At 47.1% G+C, this 18,505-nt stretch carries 14 protein-coding genes; 9 read left to right on the top strand and 5 right to left on the bottom strand.

Annotated elements, in window-relative coordinates:
• Positions 1 to 24: 24 nt before the first annotated feature.
• The 4 genes from ONT08_RS08855 to ONT08_RS08870 form a co-directional block, all read right to left on the bottom strand.
• Positions 25 to 381, bottom strand: a complete 357-nt coding sequence (locus ONT08_RS08855; protein WP_218434302.1) for a hypothetical protein — start codon at positions 379 to 381, stop codon at positions 25 to 27.
• A 65-nt stretch (positions 382 to 446) separates the two neighbouring features.
• Complete coding sequence (locus ONT08_RS08860) at positions 447 to 1,043, bottom strand: recombinase family protein (RefSeq protein WP_264959737.1); 597 nt, start codon at positions 1,041 to 1,043, stop codon at positions 447 to 449.
• 214 nt (positions 1,044 to 1,257) lie between these two features.
• Positions 1,258 to 1,545: a DUF4248 domain-containing protein gene (locus ONT08_RS08865; protein WP_264959738.1), complete on the bottom strand. Its 288-nt coding sequence runs from the start codon at positions 1,543 to 1,545 to the stop codon at positions 1,258 to 1,260.
• A 1,101-nt stretch (positions 1,546 to 2,646) separates the two neighbouring features.
• Positions 2,647 to 6,846, bottom strand: a complete 4,200-nt coding sequence (locus ONT08_RS08870; protein WP_264959739.1) for a translocation/assembly module TamB domain-containing protein — start codon at positions 6,844 to 6,846, stop codon at positions 2,647 to 2,649.
• Between the two features lie 353 nt (positions 6,847 to 7,199).
• Here ONT08_RS08870 and ONT08_RS08875 point away from each other — a divergent pair, with 353 nt between their 5' ends.
• The 8 genes from ONT08_RS08875 to ONT08_RS08910 all read left to right on the top strand — a co-directional run bounded on the left by ONT08_RS08875 (position 7,200) and on the right by ONT08_RS08910 (position 15,114).
• Complete coding sequence (locus ONT08_RS08875) at positions 7,200 to 8,555, top strand: Na(+)-translocating NADH-quinone reductase subunit A (protein ID WP_118253370.1); 1,356 nt, start codon at positions 7,200 to 7,202, stop codon at positions 8,553 to 8,555.
• 27 nt (positions 8,556 to 8,582) lie between these two features.
• Entirely contained in the window at positions 8,583 to 9,740 is a 1,158-nt protein-coding gene (locus ONT08_RS08880; protein ID WP_153073531.1) for an NADH:ubiquinone reductase (Na(+)-transporting) subunit B, read from the top strand.
• A gap of 18 nt (positions 9,741 to 9,758) precedes the next feature.
• Positions 9,759 to 10,361, top strand: coding sequence for an FMN-binding protein (locus ONT08_RS08885; RefSeq protein ID WP_089542478.1), 603 nt, complete (start codon positions 9,759 to 9,761; stop codon positions 10,359 to 10,361).
• 12 nt (positions 10,362 to 10,373) lie between these two features.
• A complete protein-coding gene (locus tag ONT08_RS08890) occupies positions 10,374 to 11,000 on the top strand; it encodes an NADH:ubiquinone reductase (Na(+)-transporting) subunit D (protein ID WP_264959740.1) in 627 nt (208 codons plus the stop codon).
• Position 11,001: 1 nt separating this feature from the next.
• The gene (nqrE, locus tag ONT08_RS08895; RefSeq protein WP_119235954.1) at positions 11,002 to 11,625 is read left to right on the top strand and encodes an NADH:ubiquinone reductase (Na(+)-transporting) subunit E; all 624 of its coding nucleotides are present in this window, start codon (positions 11,002 to 11,004) and stop codon (positions 11,623 to 11,625) included.
• 18 nt (positions 11,626 to 11,643) lie between these two features.
• Entirely contained in the window at positions 11,644 to 12,918 is a 1,275-nt protein-coding gene (gene nqrF / locus ONT08_RS08900; protein ID WP_119235955.1) for an NADH:ubiquinone reductase (Na(+)-transporting) subunit F, read from the top strand.
• 136 nt (positions 12,919 to 13,054) lie between these two features.
• Positions 13,055 to 14,635 (top strand): capsule assembly Wzi family protein, encoded by a 1,581-nt coding sequence (locus ONT08_RS08905; RefSeq protein ID WP_119235956.1) that lies wholly within the window; start codon positions 13,055 to 13,057, stop codon positions 14,633 to 14,635.
• Positions 14,636 to 14,655: 20 nt separating this feature from the next.
• Positions 14,656 to 15,114 (top strand): lipocalin-like domain-containing protein, encoded by a 459-nt coding sequence (locus ONT08_RS08910; RefSeq protein ID WP_117586731.1) that lies wholly within the window; start codon positions 14,656 to 14,658, stop codon positions 15,112 to 15,114.
• A gap of 53 nt (positions 15,115 to 15,167) precedes the next feature.
• Here the strand turns inward: ONT08_RS08910 and ONT08_RS08915 are convergent, their stop codons facing one another.
• Positions 15,168 to 17,156 carry a fructose-1,6-bisphosphatase gene (locus ONT08_RS08915; protein ID WP_119235965.1) on the bottom strand — a complete coding sequence of 663 codons (1,989 nt, stop codon included), beginning with the start codon at positions 17,154 to 17,156 and terminating at the stop codon, positions 15,168 to 15,170.
• A gap of 176 nt (positions 17,157 to 17,332) precedes the next feature.
• Between ONT08_RS08915 and galE the strand changes: the two genes are divergently transcribed.
• The gene (gene galE, locus ONT08_RS08920) at positions 17,333 to 18,370 is read left to right on the top strand and encodes a UDP-glucose 4-epimerase GalE (protein ID WP_118200430.1); all 1,038 of its coding nucleotides are present in this window, start codon (positions 17,333 to 17,335) and stop codon (positions 18,368 to 18,370) included.
• Positions 18,371 to 18,505 lie beyond the last annotated feature (135 nt).

Here is an 18,505-nt window from a genome sequence, read left to right on the forward strand (position 1 = left end):
AAAATGTTGCATTGCATTACCAAATTAATTCTGCTCTTCTTCATCATCAAGGTTCTCTTGCTCCTGCTCATTTTCTTTTGCATCCGCAATATTGCTTTCGCAAACATCGATGATGTCCTGGAGCTTCTGTTTGTCCTCAGCTTGGGCAAGTTTCTCTTCTGCCATAGCCTTGATTGCCTCGAACTCTTCTAGAGAGAACTCGTTATATATCCTCTTTCCCTTCTTGCGAGCAGAAATCGTCACTTTGTAGCCATCTTCGCAATCCATACTAAAGGAAGTAATAGCTGCATTGGAGTCCTTGCACATCTGTATTAAGCACTTTGCTACTCCTTCCTCTTGCTTAGTAGGAGCGCAATCTATGTTGTTTTGATTCTGTTTCATAATCTATGTGTTTTATTTGTTAATATCTAACCATAGCCACCTGTAAGCCTCGTTTAGTAGCTGTTCTAAATTATTTTTTTTCTGACAAATGGTTTTCTGGTTGGTTCAATTCCCTCGATGCGAAGAAATCTATAGACCGAAGATTTCGATTTAATACCTAGTTGTTTTTGTATTTCATCTATGGTCATTCCGTTTTTGTAAAGGGATGCTGCAGCCTTTGCTTTAGTGTGTCGCTTTAGCCTCGACCTTCCCATTTTCTTGCCCTTTGCCATGGCTGCTTTGCGTCCGGCTTGGGTGCGCTCAACGATAAGGTCACGTTCAAATTCTGCAAGACTTGCGAAGATATGCATCATTAATTTGCCAGATGTGGATGACGTATCGATATTGTCTTTAAGAGATTGTATCGATACTCCTTTTTCGTGCAACTCTGAAATGATGTTTAGTAAATCTCTTAAGGAACGTCCTAAACGGTCAAATTTATATACGACCAATGTATCTCCTTTCCGGAGGTATTTAATCGCTTCGGCAAGCTCTAAACGGGCTTTTAGACCACTTTTGTGTTCGGAATACACCTTCTCGCAGCCGGCTTTTTCTAATGCTACCAGTTGTAAGTCTAAATTCTGGTCTCTTGTGGAGACCCTTGCATATCCGATTTTTGCCATGTTTATATTTCTATTTAATTTAGATTGCAAAGATACAAAAAATCGAAATAACTACCAAGCTTTTTAGCAGTTATTTCGAGATTATTTTATAGTTCGATTATATTTTGATAAGTTTACAAGAAATCGTGTAGCACTTTAAATCAAGGAATTCCTATAATTAACCTGGAAGGGATATGCATAGTGTGTTGTATGCATTCCCTTCCAGGGTGATTTTTTATGGTTCATCCAGAAATTTGATGATTTCTGCTACTTGTTGCCGGGTGTAGAAGTGGGAAAACTTGCCGGCGTAACCCGAACAGAGGCTCTGCTTGAGCTCGGGGCACCGGTTGATCCATCTCACCAGTCGGTTGAGCGCTACCCTGAGGGTAGCGGTGGGAAAGTAGAGCATGGCGAGCTCCGCCTTCCCGTAACTTCTATTTTCTATCATAATTTGTTCGTTTTTGTCTGTATTTGTCAGTTGCTTCTTTCTTCTGCCTGGTAGAATAAAATCTCTCCGATTCATAAGAAAATCCCTCCGAAAGATACGGAAATATCTCCGAAAGATAAAAAAATATCTCCGAAGCAGAATTTCCTAAAATGGGAGATCCTCGGGCGGCGTATCGGCATCAGCCAATAGGTTTCCTTCCTGAAGTCAGTCAGCTTCTTGGAGTTTCCCTTGAGCTGCACGCTGGGTGTGTGATGCAGGGCAGCCGGTGCTTGATGTCCTCTGCCGTTCTCTTGTCCACTTCATCGCAGTAATACCAGTATCTGGTTTTATCGTTTTTTCATGTTGCGAAGGTATACAAAATGTTTTACTTAGGCGGCGAGTCCTATAGGACTCACTTTTTACAAAGAATAACCTAGGTTAAACTTTTTAACGCAGCATTTTTGCGCCCATTTTTGTTGGGGTATTTTGAAGAAGAAGTTGTGAAGAAGCGAAACATCGGAAAAGTGATGAGGTGAAGGGTGAAGGGTATATTTTAAATCTTATATTATATTCTTTTTTTTAGGATTTTTGGAAAAACCAGATAATCAGAAAAATGAAAAAACGGATTTTTTCCCTTGCCGCGCGTATATATAAAAAGAGTTTTCAAACCTTCACCCTTCACCTTTTTATTTAAGGTTTTGTGTGTCAAATAGTTACGGGTGAAGGGTGGTGAAGGGTGTTTTTCGCATTATATAAACATATTTTAAGAATTCTGCCCGTTTTTACATATTTTAAGCGTTTATTTTTGGTTCCTAAATGGGTACCTTTTTTAGGGGTCCACTTTTTCCTCTTTTCTTACCGCTGAAATCTTTGAAAAAGCGAGTGGGGGTAGGGAATCCCGTCTTATGTTGTGTTAAACAATTATCAGATAAAAGAAGTTAACGATACCGAAAAAGGACTGATTTTTAAACAAATATTAACGCAGAAAACTTGAAGTTTTGCATATTAGATTCTGGTTTCGCAAGTTCAGAAGTTAAAGAATTTTAAGGAGTTAAGAGACAATAGTCTTCTAGCTTAAACTTAGGACATTTGTCCCTTAACTTATCCCTAACTTCCTTTAACTTCCCCACATGCGAAAGTTCTGAAAATAAAAAGAGGGTGAGTCATCTGGTTATGACACACCCTCTTTTTGGCTTTTTATTTCTTTTTCTTCTTCTTCTTTTTGATGCCGAAGAAATCGCGGAGGCCGTTGAAGTCTTTCTTCATGATGAGACCGAGACCCTGCGTGTTCAGACTGTTGCGCGTAAAATAGCGGTCGTTGGTCTGATTGTACATGCGTATGGCGAGGTTGCCGTTAGGGAAGATGAGGTAGCGGAGGTCAAAATCACCGATGAAACTTTGCGTGGCATTCGGATTGTCGCGATAACCGAACTGGCCATTGAAGAGTAACCGGTTGTTGAGCAGCTTGCCACTCAGAATGCCCTCATACTCGGCATTGTTGAAACCTTCATCACCCGTGGATATGTTGGCACCGAAATTCCAGTTGTTGCTCTTCACCACGTTGGAAAGTATGGTGCTCAGCTGCTGCGAGATGGTGCCGCTCAGCAGGCTCTGCATCGCCAGCGAAGTCTGACTCTGCTGTTCGCTATCCTCGCTCACCTGGTTGTTGTTGGTCTGGGCGTAGAACCTGCCGATGCCCAAGAGATAGAGCACCTGCTGGTTCATCTCTTCCTGCGAATTGATGATAGAGTAAATCATCTGCTTCGCATCGCTGTTAACCGTAGGCAGGTCCATCGAGAAATCTACCTTAGGCGATTGAGGCGTGCCGGTGATGTCCATCAGGCAGTCTACGCGGATGTTGTTGCCCGAGAAGGAACGGCCTATGCGCAGGTCGCTCAGCGGCACTCCGTTTACGGTATATTTAGCCCGCAGATTGAGTGGGGCGTTGTATGGGTTGCCACCGAAGGCGATGGTGCCGCCCGGCATAAACTCAAACTCCTTCTTGATGAGATTCTGGATGGTGAGCTTGTAGGTGCCGTGGTCTACCACATAGTTGCCAAACATGTCGAACGAGCCCTTGTTGAAGTAGTTGGCGCGAATTACGCCATCTCCGTTCAGGGTGATGTAATCGCCCGACTGCTCGTCCATAATCAGCTTGAGCGTGAGGTTCTGGTTGGTGTTTACGAGGAAGTTGATGCGCATATCCGATTCGAAATCGATGTCATCCTCTCTCTGTTTCGTGGTTGGAGCCCCGTTCAGGCTGTCCATGATATCCGGCACAATCTCGTGCCAGTGGATAAAGCTCTTGTCGCTGATGGCGTCCGGACTTGCCACATTATATACAAAGATGCTGCCCGGTTCGGGCTCGGCGTTGATATCGATGACGGTTTCGCCGCTCTTGCCGTGGATGCCTACCTCGCCCGTGGCATAGATGGTGCCATAGAAGGTGTTGTCGCCAAACTCGCGGGTATCGAAGCCCAGGAAGTTGTGCGCCTTGATATCGAGGTCGTAGCTCAGCCTTGTGAGGTGCTTGTGGTGGATGCCTCCGCTCAGGATGGCTATGTTGCGGTTGCGGTCGAAGATGGTATCATTCTCTATGAGGATATCATCTGGGATAGCGTGGGCACGGAGCGCATCGAAGGTATAATCGGTGTTGAGCTGCTTGAGGTGCACCTTGCCATGAGCGGTAATATCGCCTACGAGATTGACGCTTTTCAAATCGCCCACCACATTGAGATGACCATCGCCCCAGGCTTCTACCTGGTTCATGAAACTGCCGCAGAAATTCTCGAGGAATTTCATGCTGGTGCCCTGGGCATCGATACCCAGGTCGATATAGTTGCGCTTAGGCGAGACGTATCCATTGATGAGCGTCTGATGCTCCGGACCATCATCGGCAACTGCATGAATATCAATCTGTTCAAGCTCCTTATTGAAGTTGACACCAGCATGGAGCACACCGAGCGGTCCGTTTTCGAAGGTAAACTCCTTCACGTCTAGCTGGGCGTAGGCATCAGGGTCGTTGAAGAGGCTCTTGATGATAGCCTTGCCCGAAGCCTTGCCGGTGAAATCTACCGAATGGAAATTGATGAGGTTCAGCACGTATGCCACATCCACATCCTTCAGGTCGGCTACGATAGAATCGGTCTTCTCGGGTGTGGCAAGACCGGAAACGATGACGTGCTGCTGGTCGTGGCTCACGGCGAAATGGTCTACCAGCAGGCGCTTCTTGCTGTAGATGATGTCGGCAGGATGAACCTTCCACGGTGTGCCGTCGATTCTGATTTCAGACGGGTGTATGGTTACGTGGGCGGTAGAAACATGATCTTCGTTCTTGAAGAACTGCGCCCTCGTATCGATGATGCCCTGGATAGGGAGCTTGGCCGAATGGTTGTTGTAGAAGAGCTTGGCGAAGAGCTGGTTGTCGGCAGCGGCTGCCTTTACGTGGATGCCCGGTCCGTTATCTCCCCATTTGCCCTGCCTGATCTGCGCATCTACCTTGATCGAATCGTTGATGGTATGCAGTCGCACTTTGGCTCCATGATAGTCTTTTGCGTCATAGCTGAAGTCAGGCACGCTGGCATAGATGTTGACAGTTTTCTCGGCATCGTTCATGAATCCATCGGCAAAGACGGGCTGCTCTATCTTCAGCGGAATGCCCAGCATGCGCTGCAGTATCTCGGCAGAGGTGATTTCTGCCTGGAAGGTGAAATGGTTCTTCGCGCTCCTGTCTACTTTGCCGATGCCCGGAAGGGTAGGCAGTTTGCTGGCTACCAGGTTGGTGAAGCTCTTGGTGAGGGTAGCGTAATCGTACTCTCCGTTAACATGGATGCTGGCGAACGGGGCTTCGAGATCGAAATAGCTGTCCTTGCCCTGGTTCTTGGCGCTTACGGTGATGTCATCGAGACTGTAGGTCTTGTCGGCTACCTTCAGTCCCAGGATGGTTGGCAGCAGATGCTGTACATGGGCAGTAGCTGCATACTGCTTGTGCGGGATGGAGTAGGAGCCTTCTACCTGGATGTTGGCGTTAGGGTCGGCGATGGATGCGAGTCCCTCGAGCAATCCCCGGTTATAGCTGCCGTCTATCTGAATGTTGCGGTAGCTGTACTTGTTGAAATCGAAGCGCGGAATGCTGCCCTTGGCATAGAAATGTTGCTTGTTGCCGTGAGCCGAAAGCGATGCTGCCAGGATGCCGAACTGCCCGTTGTCGAGGATTCGGCCCAGGTTGATGCCCTGGGTGTTGATGCTAGCCTTGAGCTCGGATCCAGCTTTTTCGGCCTTGATGGCTACTTCGCCCACGCCGGTCTTCAGCTGGCCGCGGGTGCCTGCCTTCTTGCCAGCACCATATACTTCACCTATATAATATATGTCGCCCAGGCGCAGCACTTCTTTCGGAATGCTGATGCGTTTGCCCAGATTTCTGGAAACCTCTCCGATGCCATCGCCTGTTATCTTGAGGGCTGAGATATTTGCCTTCCAGCGCAGAAGGCGGTCCCAATCGCTCACACGGCCGTTAGCCCTGAGCATCAGACTGCCGCTCTGAGTCTTGAATTCGAGGTTATGGATGCGGGCAGATGTACTGGTGCCCGAAAACTGGAGATGAAGCTGCAGGGCATCCTTGAACTTGCGGAGTTCAGGCACGAAGCAAGCAATATCGGCAAGCGTGATGACGGATGGCTTGATGCCGCCCTGAAACTGGAGTGTAGGCTTTACGATATGCTTGTTCTCGATGCGGTAGGTAGCGCGCAGGTCATCAAACTGCAATTGCGAATGAGGGAGCTCGATGCTGAAGTCTCTGAGCAGGGCTTGCTGCTGGTCGGCATCGAGTTTGAATCTCAGATTTCTGAGTTGAAGTCCTGATTTATCTTTCAGCGCTATCTTCTTGATAGCCAAATGGATATCATTGTCTGTGAGATGGCCCAGAATAATGTGGGCAGAGAGGTCGGTGATGCCTAGATGCTGCGGCGAAAAGACGCCCGGCTCAGGCGCAATATCGCGCTGGTTGTAGGCAACGGCACCATGGCGGATAATCAGGCTTCCGATGTGCAGGTCGAGCGGAGTATGGCGGGTGGTATCTTTCGAAGCCAGCGAATCGAGCACGAACTGGATGTTCATCGGGCTCTTGGCATCCTGCTTGTAGATGTTGGCATTGAGCCCGAAGAGCTGGGCAGATGAAACCGAAATCTTGCCATCCTTCAAAGGCAGGAAATCGAGCTTTGCCGATACGCGCGAAGCACAGATCATGCTGTCGCCCTTCTGGTCGAGCATCATCACGTCATCTATGATAATGCGGTTGAAGAAGCCCAGATTCACCTTTCCGATACTTACCTGAGTGCCGAATTTCTGAGCCAGCGCACCGGCTACTTCAGAGCCGATGAAGGCCTGTACTGGTGGCACGTGCAACAGTACGACAAGCAAGAAATAGACAGCAGCCAGCGTCCATATAATGCTATTGATGATATGTTTTAAATGTTTCAGAGTTGCTTTCTCTAGTTTACAAAAATGTTACTAATTTGAATTTTGCGACAAAATTACTGAAAAATCGGCATAAAATCGAATAATTCACACAATTTTTCTTTTTTATATCACTTTTTTTCACTATTTTTGCAGCACGTTTAGAAGTTTCAGCATAGAAGTAGATAAAATATATGTTTTATGGCAGATAGCTAGGATAGCGTCTTGATGAGGGCGCTGAGGCATATATCTTGAAGTGATTAGTAAGTTTATATATAATATTTTTTAATGTAGTTATGGCAAATGTAATTAAGTTACGTAAAGGCTTGGACATTAACCTTACGGGTAAGGCTTCCAAGGATGTAACGCTCCAGGTGGCTCAGGCTGGCGAGTATGCGCTGGTTCCTGCGGCTTTCGTGGGTGTGACTCCTAAGGTAGTGGTACGCGAGGGCGAGCATGTCAATGCCGGAGATGCCTTGTTTGTGAACAAGGCTTGCCCGGAGGTGAAGTTTGCCTCGCCAGTGAGCGGAGAAGTAACCGCCATTGAGAGAGGTGAGCGCCGAAAGGTGCTCTGCGTGAAGGTGAAGGCCGACGCAGTACAGACCTCTACGGATTTTGGTAAGAAAAACGTTGATGCGTTAGACGGTGAGGCTGTCAAGCAGGCGCTGCTTGAGGCTGGTCTCTTCGGATACATCAACCAGTTGCCTTATGCTGTGTCCACAACTCCCGACACCAAGCCTAAGGCAATTTTCGTTTCTGCCCTCCGCGACATGCCGCTCGCAGCCGACTTTGAGGTAGAACTCAAAGGCAACGAAGAGGCTTTCCAGACGGGTTTGACAGCCTTGAGCAAGATTGCGAAAACTTATCTCGGTGTTGGCGTTGACCAGCACAGCAATGCGCTCGGCGAGGCTAAGAACGTAGAACTCAATGTATTCGACGGTCCTTGCCCGGCAGGTAATGTAGGCGTACAGGTGAACAACATCGACCCGGTAAACAAGGGCGAGGTGGTTTGGACAGTAGATCCAGCATCGGTTATCTTCTTCGGAAGACTCTTCCTGACAGGTAAGGTTGATTTGCACAAGACTGTAGCTGTGGCTGGTAGTGAAATCAAGACTCCTGGCTATGCTGAAGTATTGGTAGGTACACCTTTAAGCAGTTTTGTAGCCAATCAGCTGAAAGCTGCTGACCATGTGAGACTTATCAATGGTAATCCTCTTACCGGTGTAAAGACGACCACAGCCGATTTTGTAGGTGGTCATACATCAGAGATTACAGCCATCCCAGAGGGTGATGACAACGACGAGATGCTGGGTTGGATTCTTCCACGTACCGATCAGTTCTCTACATCGCGTTCATATCTCTCCTGGCTCTTCGGCAAGAAGAAGGAGTATAATCTCGATGCCCGCGTGAAGGGTGGCGAGCGCCACATGATCATGAGCGGCGAGTATGACAAGGTGCTCCCGATGGACATCTATGGTGAGTATCTCATCAAGGCAATCATCACCGGCGATATCGACAAGCAGGAGCAGCTCGGTATCTACGAGGTAAGTCCTGAAGATTTTGCTGTGGCTGAGTTCGTGGATTCATCTAAGCTCGAATTGCAGAAGATTGTACGCGAGGGCTTGGATACCCTGCGCAAGGAGAACGCTTAGTTTTTAGTACTGTTAATTATTAAAATAATGAGTGCATTAAGAAATTATCTCAATAAGATAAAGCCTAACTTCCAGAAGGGAGGTAAGCTGCATGCCTTCGAGAGCGTGTTTGACGGTTTTGAGAGCTTCCTGTACGTGCCTAATACGACAGCGAAGAGCGGAGCCAGCATCCACGATTCCATCGACTCGAAGCGCATCATGAGCTTTGTGGTAATCGCCCTGATTCCTGCTTTGCTCTTCGGTATGTATAATGTGGGATACCAGAATTTCAAAGCTGCAGGTACACTGGATACTGCCAGCTTCATCGAGGTCTTCGGCTTCGGATTCCTGGCTGTCCTCCCTAAGTTGCTGGTTAGCTACATCGTGGGTCTCGGCATCGAGTTTGCCTGGGCTCAGTGGAAGCACGAGGAAATCCAGGAGGGTTACCTCGTTAGCGGTATCATCATCCCATTGATCATCCCTATCTCTACACCGCTGTGGATGCTCGCCCTGGCGTGCGCCTTCGCAGTTATTTTCTGCAAGGAGATCTTCGGTGGTACCGGTATGAACATCTTCAATGTGGCTGTGGGTGCCCGTATGTTCCTCTTCTTCTCATATCCATTGGCTATGAGTGGTGATAAGGTCTGGGTGGCTAAGGATGCTATCTTCGGTCTGGGTAACACCCTGCCTGATGGCTTCACTGCTGCTACTCCTCTTGGACAGCTGGCTCAGGGCAGCATGCCTTCAGCTAGTCTCTGCGATTCTATCATCGGTTTCATTCCTGGCTGTATCGGTGAGACTTCAGTCATCGCCATTGCCATCGGTGCCATCATCCTTCTCTGGACAGGCATCGCATCATGGAAGACCATGGGCAGCGTATTCGCAGGCGGCATCGTGATGGCGCTTATCTTCCAGGCTCTCGGCATGACACCTATCGCCTGGTATGAGCACATCATTCTCGGTGGTTTCTGCTTCGGTGCCGTATTCATGGCTACCGACCCTGTAACCTCAGCCCGTACTGAGAAGGGTAAGTACTTCTACGGATTCTTCATCGGGGCCATCGCCGTTATCGTACGTGTGATGAACCCAGGTTATCCAGAGGGTATGATGCTCGCTATCTTCTTCGGCAACATGTTTGCTCCACTCATCGACTACTGTGTAGTTCAGGGCAACATCTCACGCCGTGCTAAACGTGCTATTAAATAATGTAGGAGGAATGTAGATATGAAGACAAATTCAAATAGCTATACTATTATCTATTCGGTTATCATCGTGGTAATCGTGGCATTCCTGCTCGCGTTCGTGTCTTCTTCGCTGAAGGCAACACAGGATGCCAACGTGGCTCTTGATACTCAGAAGCAGATTCTCAACTCGCTGAACCTGCGCGACCTTGACAACGCTACTGCGGCTGCCAAATATAAAGAGGTGGTGAAGGACGAGAAGGAGAAGGACGGCATGAAGTATTACGAGTGCGAGATTGATGGTCAGAAGAAGACCGTTTACTCTGTAAAGGGTATGGGTCTCTGGGGCGGCATTTCAGGCTTCATCGCCGTGGATGCCGACAACAACACCATCTATGGCGTATATTTCAACCACGAAGGCGAGACTGCCGGACTTGGTGCTGAAATCAAGGACAACCTGAAGTGGCAGCAGAAGTTCCAGGGCAAGAAGATTCACAAGGATGGAGTAGAGGGCATCGCTCTGGGCGTTGAGAAAGACGCTCCTGCCGGCGACCCTAACAATGTAGATGCCGTTACCGGTGCTACATTGACATCCGATGGTGTGGATGCCATGCTCAAGGAAGGTCTTGCTAAATTCATTAAATAATTAAGCGAAATTATGGCATTATTTAGTAAACAAAATAAGGAGGCATTCATCAAGCCACTGAACGGCGACAACCCTATCCTCGTTCAGGTGCTTGGTATCTGTAGTGCCCTGGCTGTTACTTCCCAGCTGAAGCCAGCCATTGTGATGGGACTTGCCGTTACTATCATCACGGCATTCTCTAACGTGATTATTTCCATCATCCGCAACACCATCCCTCAGCGCATCCGTATCATCGTCCAGCTGGTGGTAGTTGCTGCCCTGGTTACCATCGTGAGCCAGGTGCTGAAGGCTTTCGCCTACGACGTGAGCGTGCAGCTCTCCGTGTATGTGGGTCTGATCATCACTAACTGTATTCTGATGGGTCGCTTGGAGGCGTTCGCCATGATGAACAAGCCTTGGCCTTCATTCCTCGATGGTGTTGGTAATGGTTTGGGTTACGCCCTCATCCTCGTGATTGTGGGTGCTGTTCGTGAGTTTCTGGGCCGCGGCTCATTGCTCGGTTTCCAGCTGATACCGGAGGGAGCTTACAACTTCGGATATGTTAACAACGGTATGATGACCATGCCAGCCATGGCATTGATTCTCGTTGGATGTGTAATCTGGGTACATCGTGCCTATATTTATAAGGAGGAGCAGTAAGATGGAGCATGCAATAAGTTTGTTTTTCCGTTCGATTTTCGTCGATAACATGATCTTCGCCTACTTCCTGGGTATGTGTTCATACTTGGCAGTATCCAAGAACGTGAAGACCTCTTTGGGCTTGGGCTTGGCAGTAACCTTCGTGTTGCTCATCACCGTGCCTGTAGATTACCTGTTGCAGACCAAGGTGCTCAGCGCCGATGGCATTCTGGGTGTTGACCTCACTTACCTGAGCTTCATCCTCTTCATCGCCGTCATCGCCGGTATCGTGCAGCTGGTAGAGATGATTGTAGAGAAGTTCTCACCATCGCTCTATGCAGCGCTGGGTATCTTCCTGCCATTGATTGCCGTAAACTGTGCCATCATGGGTGCATCTCTCTTCATGCAGCAGCGCATCCTGATGGAGCCTACCAGTTCTCAGGCTATCACCTCAGTATGGGATAGCATCGTATATGCCGTAGGTTCCGGTCTGGGTTGGACACTCGCCATCGTCCTGATGGGAGCCATCCGCGAGAAGATGCAGTATTGCGACGTGCCAAAGCCATTGCAGGGACTCGGCATCACATTTATCACAGTAGGCCTCATGGCAATGGCTATGCTTTGCTTCTCAGGCTTGAAAATCTAAAATAGGAGGACTATAGATATGGGTAATACATCATTTATATTGGCTAGTATCGGAGTTTTCCTCGTGGTGATTCTCCTGCTGGTTATCATCCTGCTCGTGGCTAAGAAGTATCTGAGCCCTAGCGGAAATGTAAATATCGAAATCAATGGCGACAAGACCATCAACGTGCCTCAGGGCAGCAGTTTGATGACTACGCTGAATGAGAACGGCATCTTCCTGCCTTCTGCCTGCGGTGGTAAGGCAAGCTGTGGCCAGTGTAAGGTTCAGGTGCTAGAGGGCGGCGGCGAGATTCTCGATTCAGAGAAGCCTCACTTCACCCGCAAGCAGATTAAGGACCACTGGCGCCTGGGATGCCAGTGCAAGGTGAAGGGCGACCTGAAGATCAAGGTGCCTGAGAGCGTGATGGGCGTGAAAGAGTGGGAGTGCGAGGTTATCTCCAACAAGAACGTTTCCAGCTTCATCAAGGAGTTCAAGGTGGCTCTGCCTCCAGGCGAGCATATGGACTTCGTTCCGGGTTCTTACGCTCAGATCAAGATTCCTGCATACGACTGCATCGATTACGACAAGGACTTCGACAAGGATCTCATTGGCGAGGAGTACATCGGTACATGGAAGAAGTTCAACATTCTTTCTCTGAAGGCTCACAACCCAGAGCCTACCGTTCGTGCTTACTCTATGGCGAACTATCCTGACGAGGGTGACATCATCACCCTGACCGTACGTATCGCCACAACTCCATTCTTGCCACGTCCACAGGTAGGATTCCAGAACGTACCAACAGGTATCGCTTCTTCTTACATCTTCTCTCTGAAGCCAGGCGACAAGGTAATGATGAGTGGTCCTTACGGCGACTTCCATCCTAACTTCACCTCAGGCAAGGAGATGATCTGGATTGGTGGTGGTGCCGGTATGGCTCCATTGCGTGCGCAGATTATGCACATGACCAAGACCCTGCACACTACCGACCGTGAGCTTCACTTCTTCTACGGAGCGCGTGCATTGGGTGAGGCGTTCTTCCTTGAGGACTTCTGGGAGCTTGAGAAGGAATTCCCTAACTTCCACTTCCATCTTTCATTGGACCGCAAGGACCCAGTGGCAGATGCTCAGGGCGTGAAGTACTACGAGGGATTTGCTGTTAACTGCATCCGTGATACCTACTTGAAGGATCACGAGGCACCAGAGGATTGCGAGTACTATCTCTGCGGACCTCCAATGCTGATCAAGACCGTTACAGATTATCTGGATTCTCTCGGAGTAGATCCTGAGAGCATCATGTACGATAACTTCGGATAAAACGATAATTCAATCAAAAGAGCAATGCTTGTTCTCAAAAAATGAGAGGCAAGTGTTGCTCTTTTTTTTATTTTTCTGAATATATACAATATAATAGAGATAATTACGTTTTTATCTTGAAAGTATAGATTTAATTATGAATAAGATAAAGGTAGGTGTATGTTTTGCCCTTTGCTGTCTGGCAGCCCCATCTATGGCCCAGTATATGTGGCAGGAGGGGGATGGCACGGAGAAGATAGATCTTCGGGAAAATATACAATATGGTGTTGAGATGCAAGGGTCGTTTTCGAAAGGTAAAACCCCATTGTGGCTTAACGCAAACAAATATGGATTAAGTTCTTTAGAAAAGAATAACGGCTATCTCAGAGGTAGTCTGGTTCGTCCGCTTTCTGCAGATTCGGCTCGCCGCTGGGCTGTAGGATATGGAGTAGATGTGGCAGTACCGGTAAACTATACCAGCAATATAGTGGTGCAGCAGGCTTATGTGGAGGTCCGCTGGCTTTATGGTGTGCTGACTGCAGGTGCCAAGGAATATCCGATGGAGCTAAAAAACCAGTCGCTCTCGAGTGGTAGCCAGTGTCTGGGTATCAATGCCCGTCCGATACCTCAGGTTCGTCTGGCGCTTCCTGAATATTGGACGCTTCCGTTTGGTAGAGGCTGGCTGCAACTGAAAGGTCATCTGGCTTATGGTATGACTACGGATGATGGCTGGCAGCATGATTTTACGAAACGGCAGACTAAATATTGTGACCACATGCTCTATCACAGCAAGGCTGGTTTCTTGCGTATCGGAAACGAGAATGCTTTCTGTCCGCTCAGCATAGAAATGGGCTTGGAAATGGTTGCTCAGTTTGGTGGCAATGCATATCGTCTAATAGGTGACAGTATGGTACAGATTCCTACCGAGAAAAATCTGAAAGGCTTCTGGCATGCGCTGTCGGCAACGGGCTCTGATGCAGGAGAAGGGGCTTATGCCAATGTTGCCGGCAACCAGTTGGGCAGTTGGTTGATGCGTATCAATTATGACACTGACAGTTGGAAAGCTGCCATCTATGCCGATCATTATTTCGAAGATCACAGCCAGATGTTTCTCCTCGACTATAATGGATATGGTGAGGGCGCAGACTGGAATAAGAAAGTAAAACGGCGTTTCTTCATGTATTCGCTGAAGGACATCATGCTGGGCTTCGAACTGAATCTGAAGTATTCGCGCTGGCTGAAAAATGTGGTGCTGGAGTATCTCTATACCAAATATCAGAGTGGTCCGTACAATCATGACCGTACATCGGGTATCGCAGACCATATAGCGGGTACTGATGATTATTATAACCACAGCATCTATCCTGGATGGCAGCATTGGGGCCAGGTGATAGGAAATCCACTCTACCGTTCGCCTATTTATAATAACGACGGATATATTGATATCAGAAACAACCGTTTCATAGCTTATCATCTGGGGTTTGATGGTCAGCCTACACAGCGGTTGGGCTATCGTATATTAGGCACCTATCAGAAAGGTTGGGGTACATATAGCAACCCGTTTACAAAAAAGCATCATAATGTAAGTTTTCTGGTAGAGGCCCATTATGATTTCCCGCATCAGTGGCAGTTGAAGGCAGGCTATGCGATGGATTTCGGTAGCGAAAAGATGCTGGGGCATAATGCCGGTATGCAGATAACCATCAGCAAAAGAGGTTTGCTGACGAAAAGAAAATAATAATCGATAAGATAGAAAATATGAAAAAGATAATAGGGGTGCTTTCCCTTGCTGTTATAATGCTCACTCTAAGCTCATGTGAGGTAGAAACAAGCCAGAATGGTGATTTGGATGGTTTCTGGCATCTGGAGCAGGTAGATACTTTAGCTACAGGGGGTACTTGTAACTTTGCAGATAAGCGCGTGTTCTGGGGCTGCCAGTATAAGCTGATTCAGGTTGCTGATTATGATTATTTTAGTGATGGTAGAGGATTTTATCTGCGTTTTGAGCAAACCTCCGACAGTTTGCTGATTACATCTGTTTATCGTAATAAATGGCATGAAGATTATGGAGGCGATGTACTTTTGACAGAAATGAATGATTCTTTGCGTAGCTGTGGCATCAATCATCTGAATGAGCATTTTGCCAAGGAGGTAATGACCGGAGGTAAGATGCAACTGAAGAGTAAAACCCTGAGATTGCGGTTCAGAAAATTCTGAAAAAAAGCCTTCGATGCATGTAGCACCGGGGGCTTTTTTGTATGCTCGGTTTCTTACTTCTTCCTTTCTGATTCCTTGATGAAACCATGTCGGTAAGCATAGAGAAGCTCCTTCAGATCTTCTATCTGCTTACGGAGTTCGCAACCTATATCTGTGTCGGCTACCAGCATTCGGCGGTTCGACATTTCTACAATCTGTGTGATACTCTTGATGTCGGTACCTTGCTTGATGGCATCTTCCATACTCGTAAATGGCTCGTGCTGGACCAGCTGAAATCCGCGGGAGTGGTATACTAAGGTGTAGCCGGCAATGCCAGTCTCGTTGTGGTAGGCTTTAGAGAAGCCTCCATCGATAACCATCAGCTTGCCGTTTGCCTTGATAGGGTTCTCGCCCTTGGTTGTGCGAACGGGCACGTGCCCATTGATGATATGGCGGTTAGGACCGGTTACCCCAAACTCATCCATAATATGGTCGATAACCTGTTCGTTATCGCGCAACAGGAAGTAGTATCCCTTTTCTTCTTTATGCGTCTCCTTGTCAGTAATGAAATAGCGCTCGAAGGTTGCCATCTTACTCTTGTCGAAGAGCGGACTGTCTGGACCGCACCATAGGTAGATGAAATAATCGATGGCATATTCCTTTTCATTCGGATCAGAATCTGATTGGAAAGCCGTACGTATCTGCATGCCTGTATGATGCATCAAGGCTCTGCCGCTGAATTTTTTGCCAGGATATATTTCTACCTCTTTTAATGAACCATCTTCGTTGAGCGGACAGGAAGCATGGAAGAGCAGGTTGTTGTTGAAGATAGCGTACATGCAACCATGCTGCAGCATAACCTTGATATGCTTGTGCAGCTTCTCGCAGACCATAAACGAATGATGCAGTTTCTGAATCAGAATTTCCTCTTCTTCAGATAGTTTGTCTGGATTGTCCGGATCGATGGTAGGGAAGTGGCATGAGGTCATGTCATACTCTTTTCCGTCAATCTCTACCTTGCCTTTACTGTAATCGATATGGTCAAAAAGACAACGGTCTTTCATCTTCCATTCCGGATGCTTCTTGAAAAGCTGGCTCTCTAATTTAAACTGGATGACAGCTATAGCCTTGTGCATCTGAGAGGTGAGCCGCTGAGTCTTTTCATCCATTGCTGCTGCACCTCCGCTGAGCTTAGGCAGAAATTCTTTGCAATCATCATCCTTGTAGGTTTCCATCGCAAAAGTAGCGAGTGGTACGAGGTTGATGCCATAGCCTTCTTCCAATGTCGAGAGGTTGGCGTATCGCAGGGAGAGGCGGATCACATTGCAGATGCAGGCATCATTGCCGGCAGCTGCTCCCATCCATAGTACATCGTGATTACCCCACTGGATGTCCCAACTGTGGTAGTGGCGCATCTTGTCCATGATGATGTGGGCTCCTGGACCTCTATCGTAGATATCGCCCAGAATATGAAGCTGGTCGATAGCCAGGCGCTGGATTACGTTGGCTATAGCGATGATGAAATCATCGGCTCTGCCTGTGCTGATAATCGTATCAACAATAACATTGACATAGGCTGTCTTGTCATGATCTTCGGTGTGCTCGTGCAAAAGCTCCTGGATAATATACGAGAAATCGCATGGCAGCGATTTGCGCACCTTGCTTCGGGTATATTTGCTGGAAACATCACGGCATACAGCCACCAACTGGTGCAGGGTGATGTGATACCAGTCGTTGATGTCGGGTTCGTTCTGCTTGACGAGTTCCAGTTTCTGCTCAGGATAGTAAATAAGAGAGCAGAGTTCTCGCTTCTCCTGTTCGCGAAGGGTATTGCCAAATAGTTCGTTCACCTTACGCTTGATATTTCCTGATGCATTTTTCAGTACATGCAGGAAGGCCTCATACTCACCATGGATGTCGGCAAGGAAATGCTCGGTACCCTTTGGCAGGTTGAGGATGGCTTGCAGGTTGATAATCTCGGTGCTCGCCTCTGCTATAGTAGGGAACGACTGAGAGAGCAACTGCAAATATCTCATGTCTTGTTCTATATTATAATGTTTCATGTTTTTTTCCATTTTCTTAGAGCCTTTTTACGATTTATCTTTTGCAAAGATAGTATAAATAATAGATAAAACAAAGGAAAAAAGTATATTTTTGAAAAATCTTTCTGTTTTTTCAGATTTTTGCAGTACTTTTGCAGAAGAAATATAATAATTCTTCAAACTAACTAGATTTGATTATGAAACAAACTATTCTTGTTACAGGTGGTACAGGCTTCATAGGTAGCCATACTACAGTAGAGTTGCAGCAGGCAGGCTACAATGTTGTTATCGTAGATGATCTCTCAAACTCAAAGATTGAAGTACTCGATGGTATCGAAAAGATTACTGGTATCCGCCCTGCTTTTGAACAGGTTGATTTGCGCGACAAGGCTGCTACCGAGGCTGTATTCCAGAAATATCCTGATATTGAGGGTATCATTCACTTTGCTGCGAGTAAGGCAGTAGGCGAGAGCGTACAGAAACCATTGTTGTATTATCGTAACAATATCATATCGCTCATCAATCTCCTGGAACTTATGCCAAAGTATCAGGTAAAGGGTATTATCTTCTCTTCTTCTTGTACCGTTTATGGTCAGCCAAAGCCTGAGAATTTGCCTGTAACAGAAGAGGCTCCTCATCAGAAGGCTACTTCACCTTATGGCAATACTAAGGAGATTAATGAGCAGGTCATAGCTGATTATATCCATAGTGGTGCAGCCATCAAGAGCATTGTATTGAGATATTTCAATCCTATAGGTGCACATCCTTCTGCTGAGATTGGTGAGTTGCCAAATGGTGTGCCAAACAATCTGATTCCATACGTTACTCAGACAGCTATGGGTATCCGCAAGGAACTCACTATCTTTGGTAATGATTATGATACTCCTGATGGAACCTGTATACGCGACTATATTTATGTTGTAGATTTGGCTAAGGCGCATGTAGCTGCTATGGCACGTGTTCTTGATAAGGAGACTGAGCCTATTGAATATTTCAATATCGGTACAGGTAATGGAAACTCAACTCTCGAAATTGTTGAGACTTTTGAAAAAGCTACAGGTGTGAAACTGAATTGGAAGTATGGTCCACGAAGAGAGGGCGATATTGAGAAAATTTGGGGTGATTGCACCAAGGCTAACAAGGTACTCGGCTGGAAGGCTGAGGCTAAGCTTGAGGATGTGTTGGCTTCTGCTTGGAAATGGCAGCAGAAACTTCGCGCTGATGGCATCATGTAAAGTGTTGGTTGTTTTAGAAAATAATGTGAATTGGCTTCTTTTTTCCTCTGAAAGGTTAAAAAAGCTAATTTTTGGGAAACTTATCGTCGGGAAGACGGTAAGTTTCCTTTTTTTTATATATCTTTGCAGAAAGAA

Origin of the sequence: Segatella copri, assembly GCF_026015465.1 — a bacterium.
Lineage (GTDB): Bacteria > Bacteroidota > Bacteroidia > Bacteroidales > Bacteroidaceae > Prevotella > Prevotella copri_E.

What these genes read in the sequence shown, in the direction of transcription:
- ONT08_RS08860 (WP_264959737.1), bottom strand. Translation starts at nt 1,043, where the DNA reads ATGGCAAAAATCGGATATGCAAGGGTCTCCACAAGAGACCAGAATTTA.
- ONT08_RS08910 (WP_117586731.1), top strand. Translation starts at nt 14,656, where the DNA reads ATGAAAAAGATAATAGGGGTGCTTTCCCTTGCTGTTATAATGCTCACT.
- ONT08_RS08885 (WP_089542478.1), top strand. Translation starts at nt 9,759, where the DNA reads ATGAAGACAAATTCAAATAGCTATACTATTATCTATTCGGTTATCATC.
- nqrF (WP_119235955.1), top strand. Translation starts at nt 11,644, where the DNA reads ATGGGTAATACATCATTTATATTGGCTAGTATCGGAGTTTTCCTCGTG.
- ONT08_RS08875 (WP_118253370.1), top strand. Translation starts at nt 7,200, where the DNA reads ATGGCAAATGTAATTAAGTTACGTAAAGGCTTGGACATTAACCTTACG.
- ONT08_RS08880 (WP_153073531.1), top strand. Translation starts at nt 8,583, where the DNA reads ATGAGTGCATTAAGAAATTATCTCAATAAGATAAAGCCTAACTTCCAG.
- ONT08_RS08905 (WP_119235956.1), top strand. Translation starts at nt 13,055, where the DNA reads ATGAATAAGATAAAGGTAGGTGTATGTTTTGCCCTTTGCTGTCTGGCA.
- ONT08_RS08890 (WP_264959740.1), top strand. Translation starts at nt 10,374, where the DNA reads ATGGCATTATTTAGTAAACAAAATAAGGAGGCATTCATCAAGCCACTG.
- ONT08_RS08865 (WP_264959738.1), bottom strand. Translation starts at nt 1,545, where the DNA reads ATGAATCGGAGAGATTTTATTCTACCAGGCAGAAGAAAGAAGCAACTG.
- nqrE (WP_119235954.1), top strand. Translation starts at nt 11,002, where the DNA reads ATGGAGCATGCAATAAGTTTGTTTTTCCGTTCGATTTTCGTCGATAAC.
- ONT08_RS08855 (WP_218434302.1), bottom strand. Translation starts at nt 381, where the DNA reads ATGAAACAGAATCAAAACAACATAGATTGCGCTCCTACTAAGCAAGAG.
- ONT08_RS08915 (WP_119235965.1), bottom strand. Translation starts at nt 17,156, where the DNA reads ATGAAACATTATAATATAGAACAAGACATGAGATATTTGCAGTTGCTC.
- galE (WP_118200430.1), top strand. Translation starts at nt 17,333, where the DNA reads ATGAAACAAACTATTCTTGTTACAGGTGGTACAGGCTTCATAGGTAGC.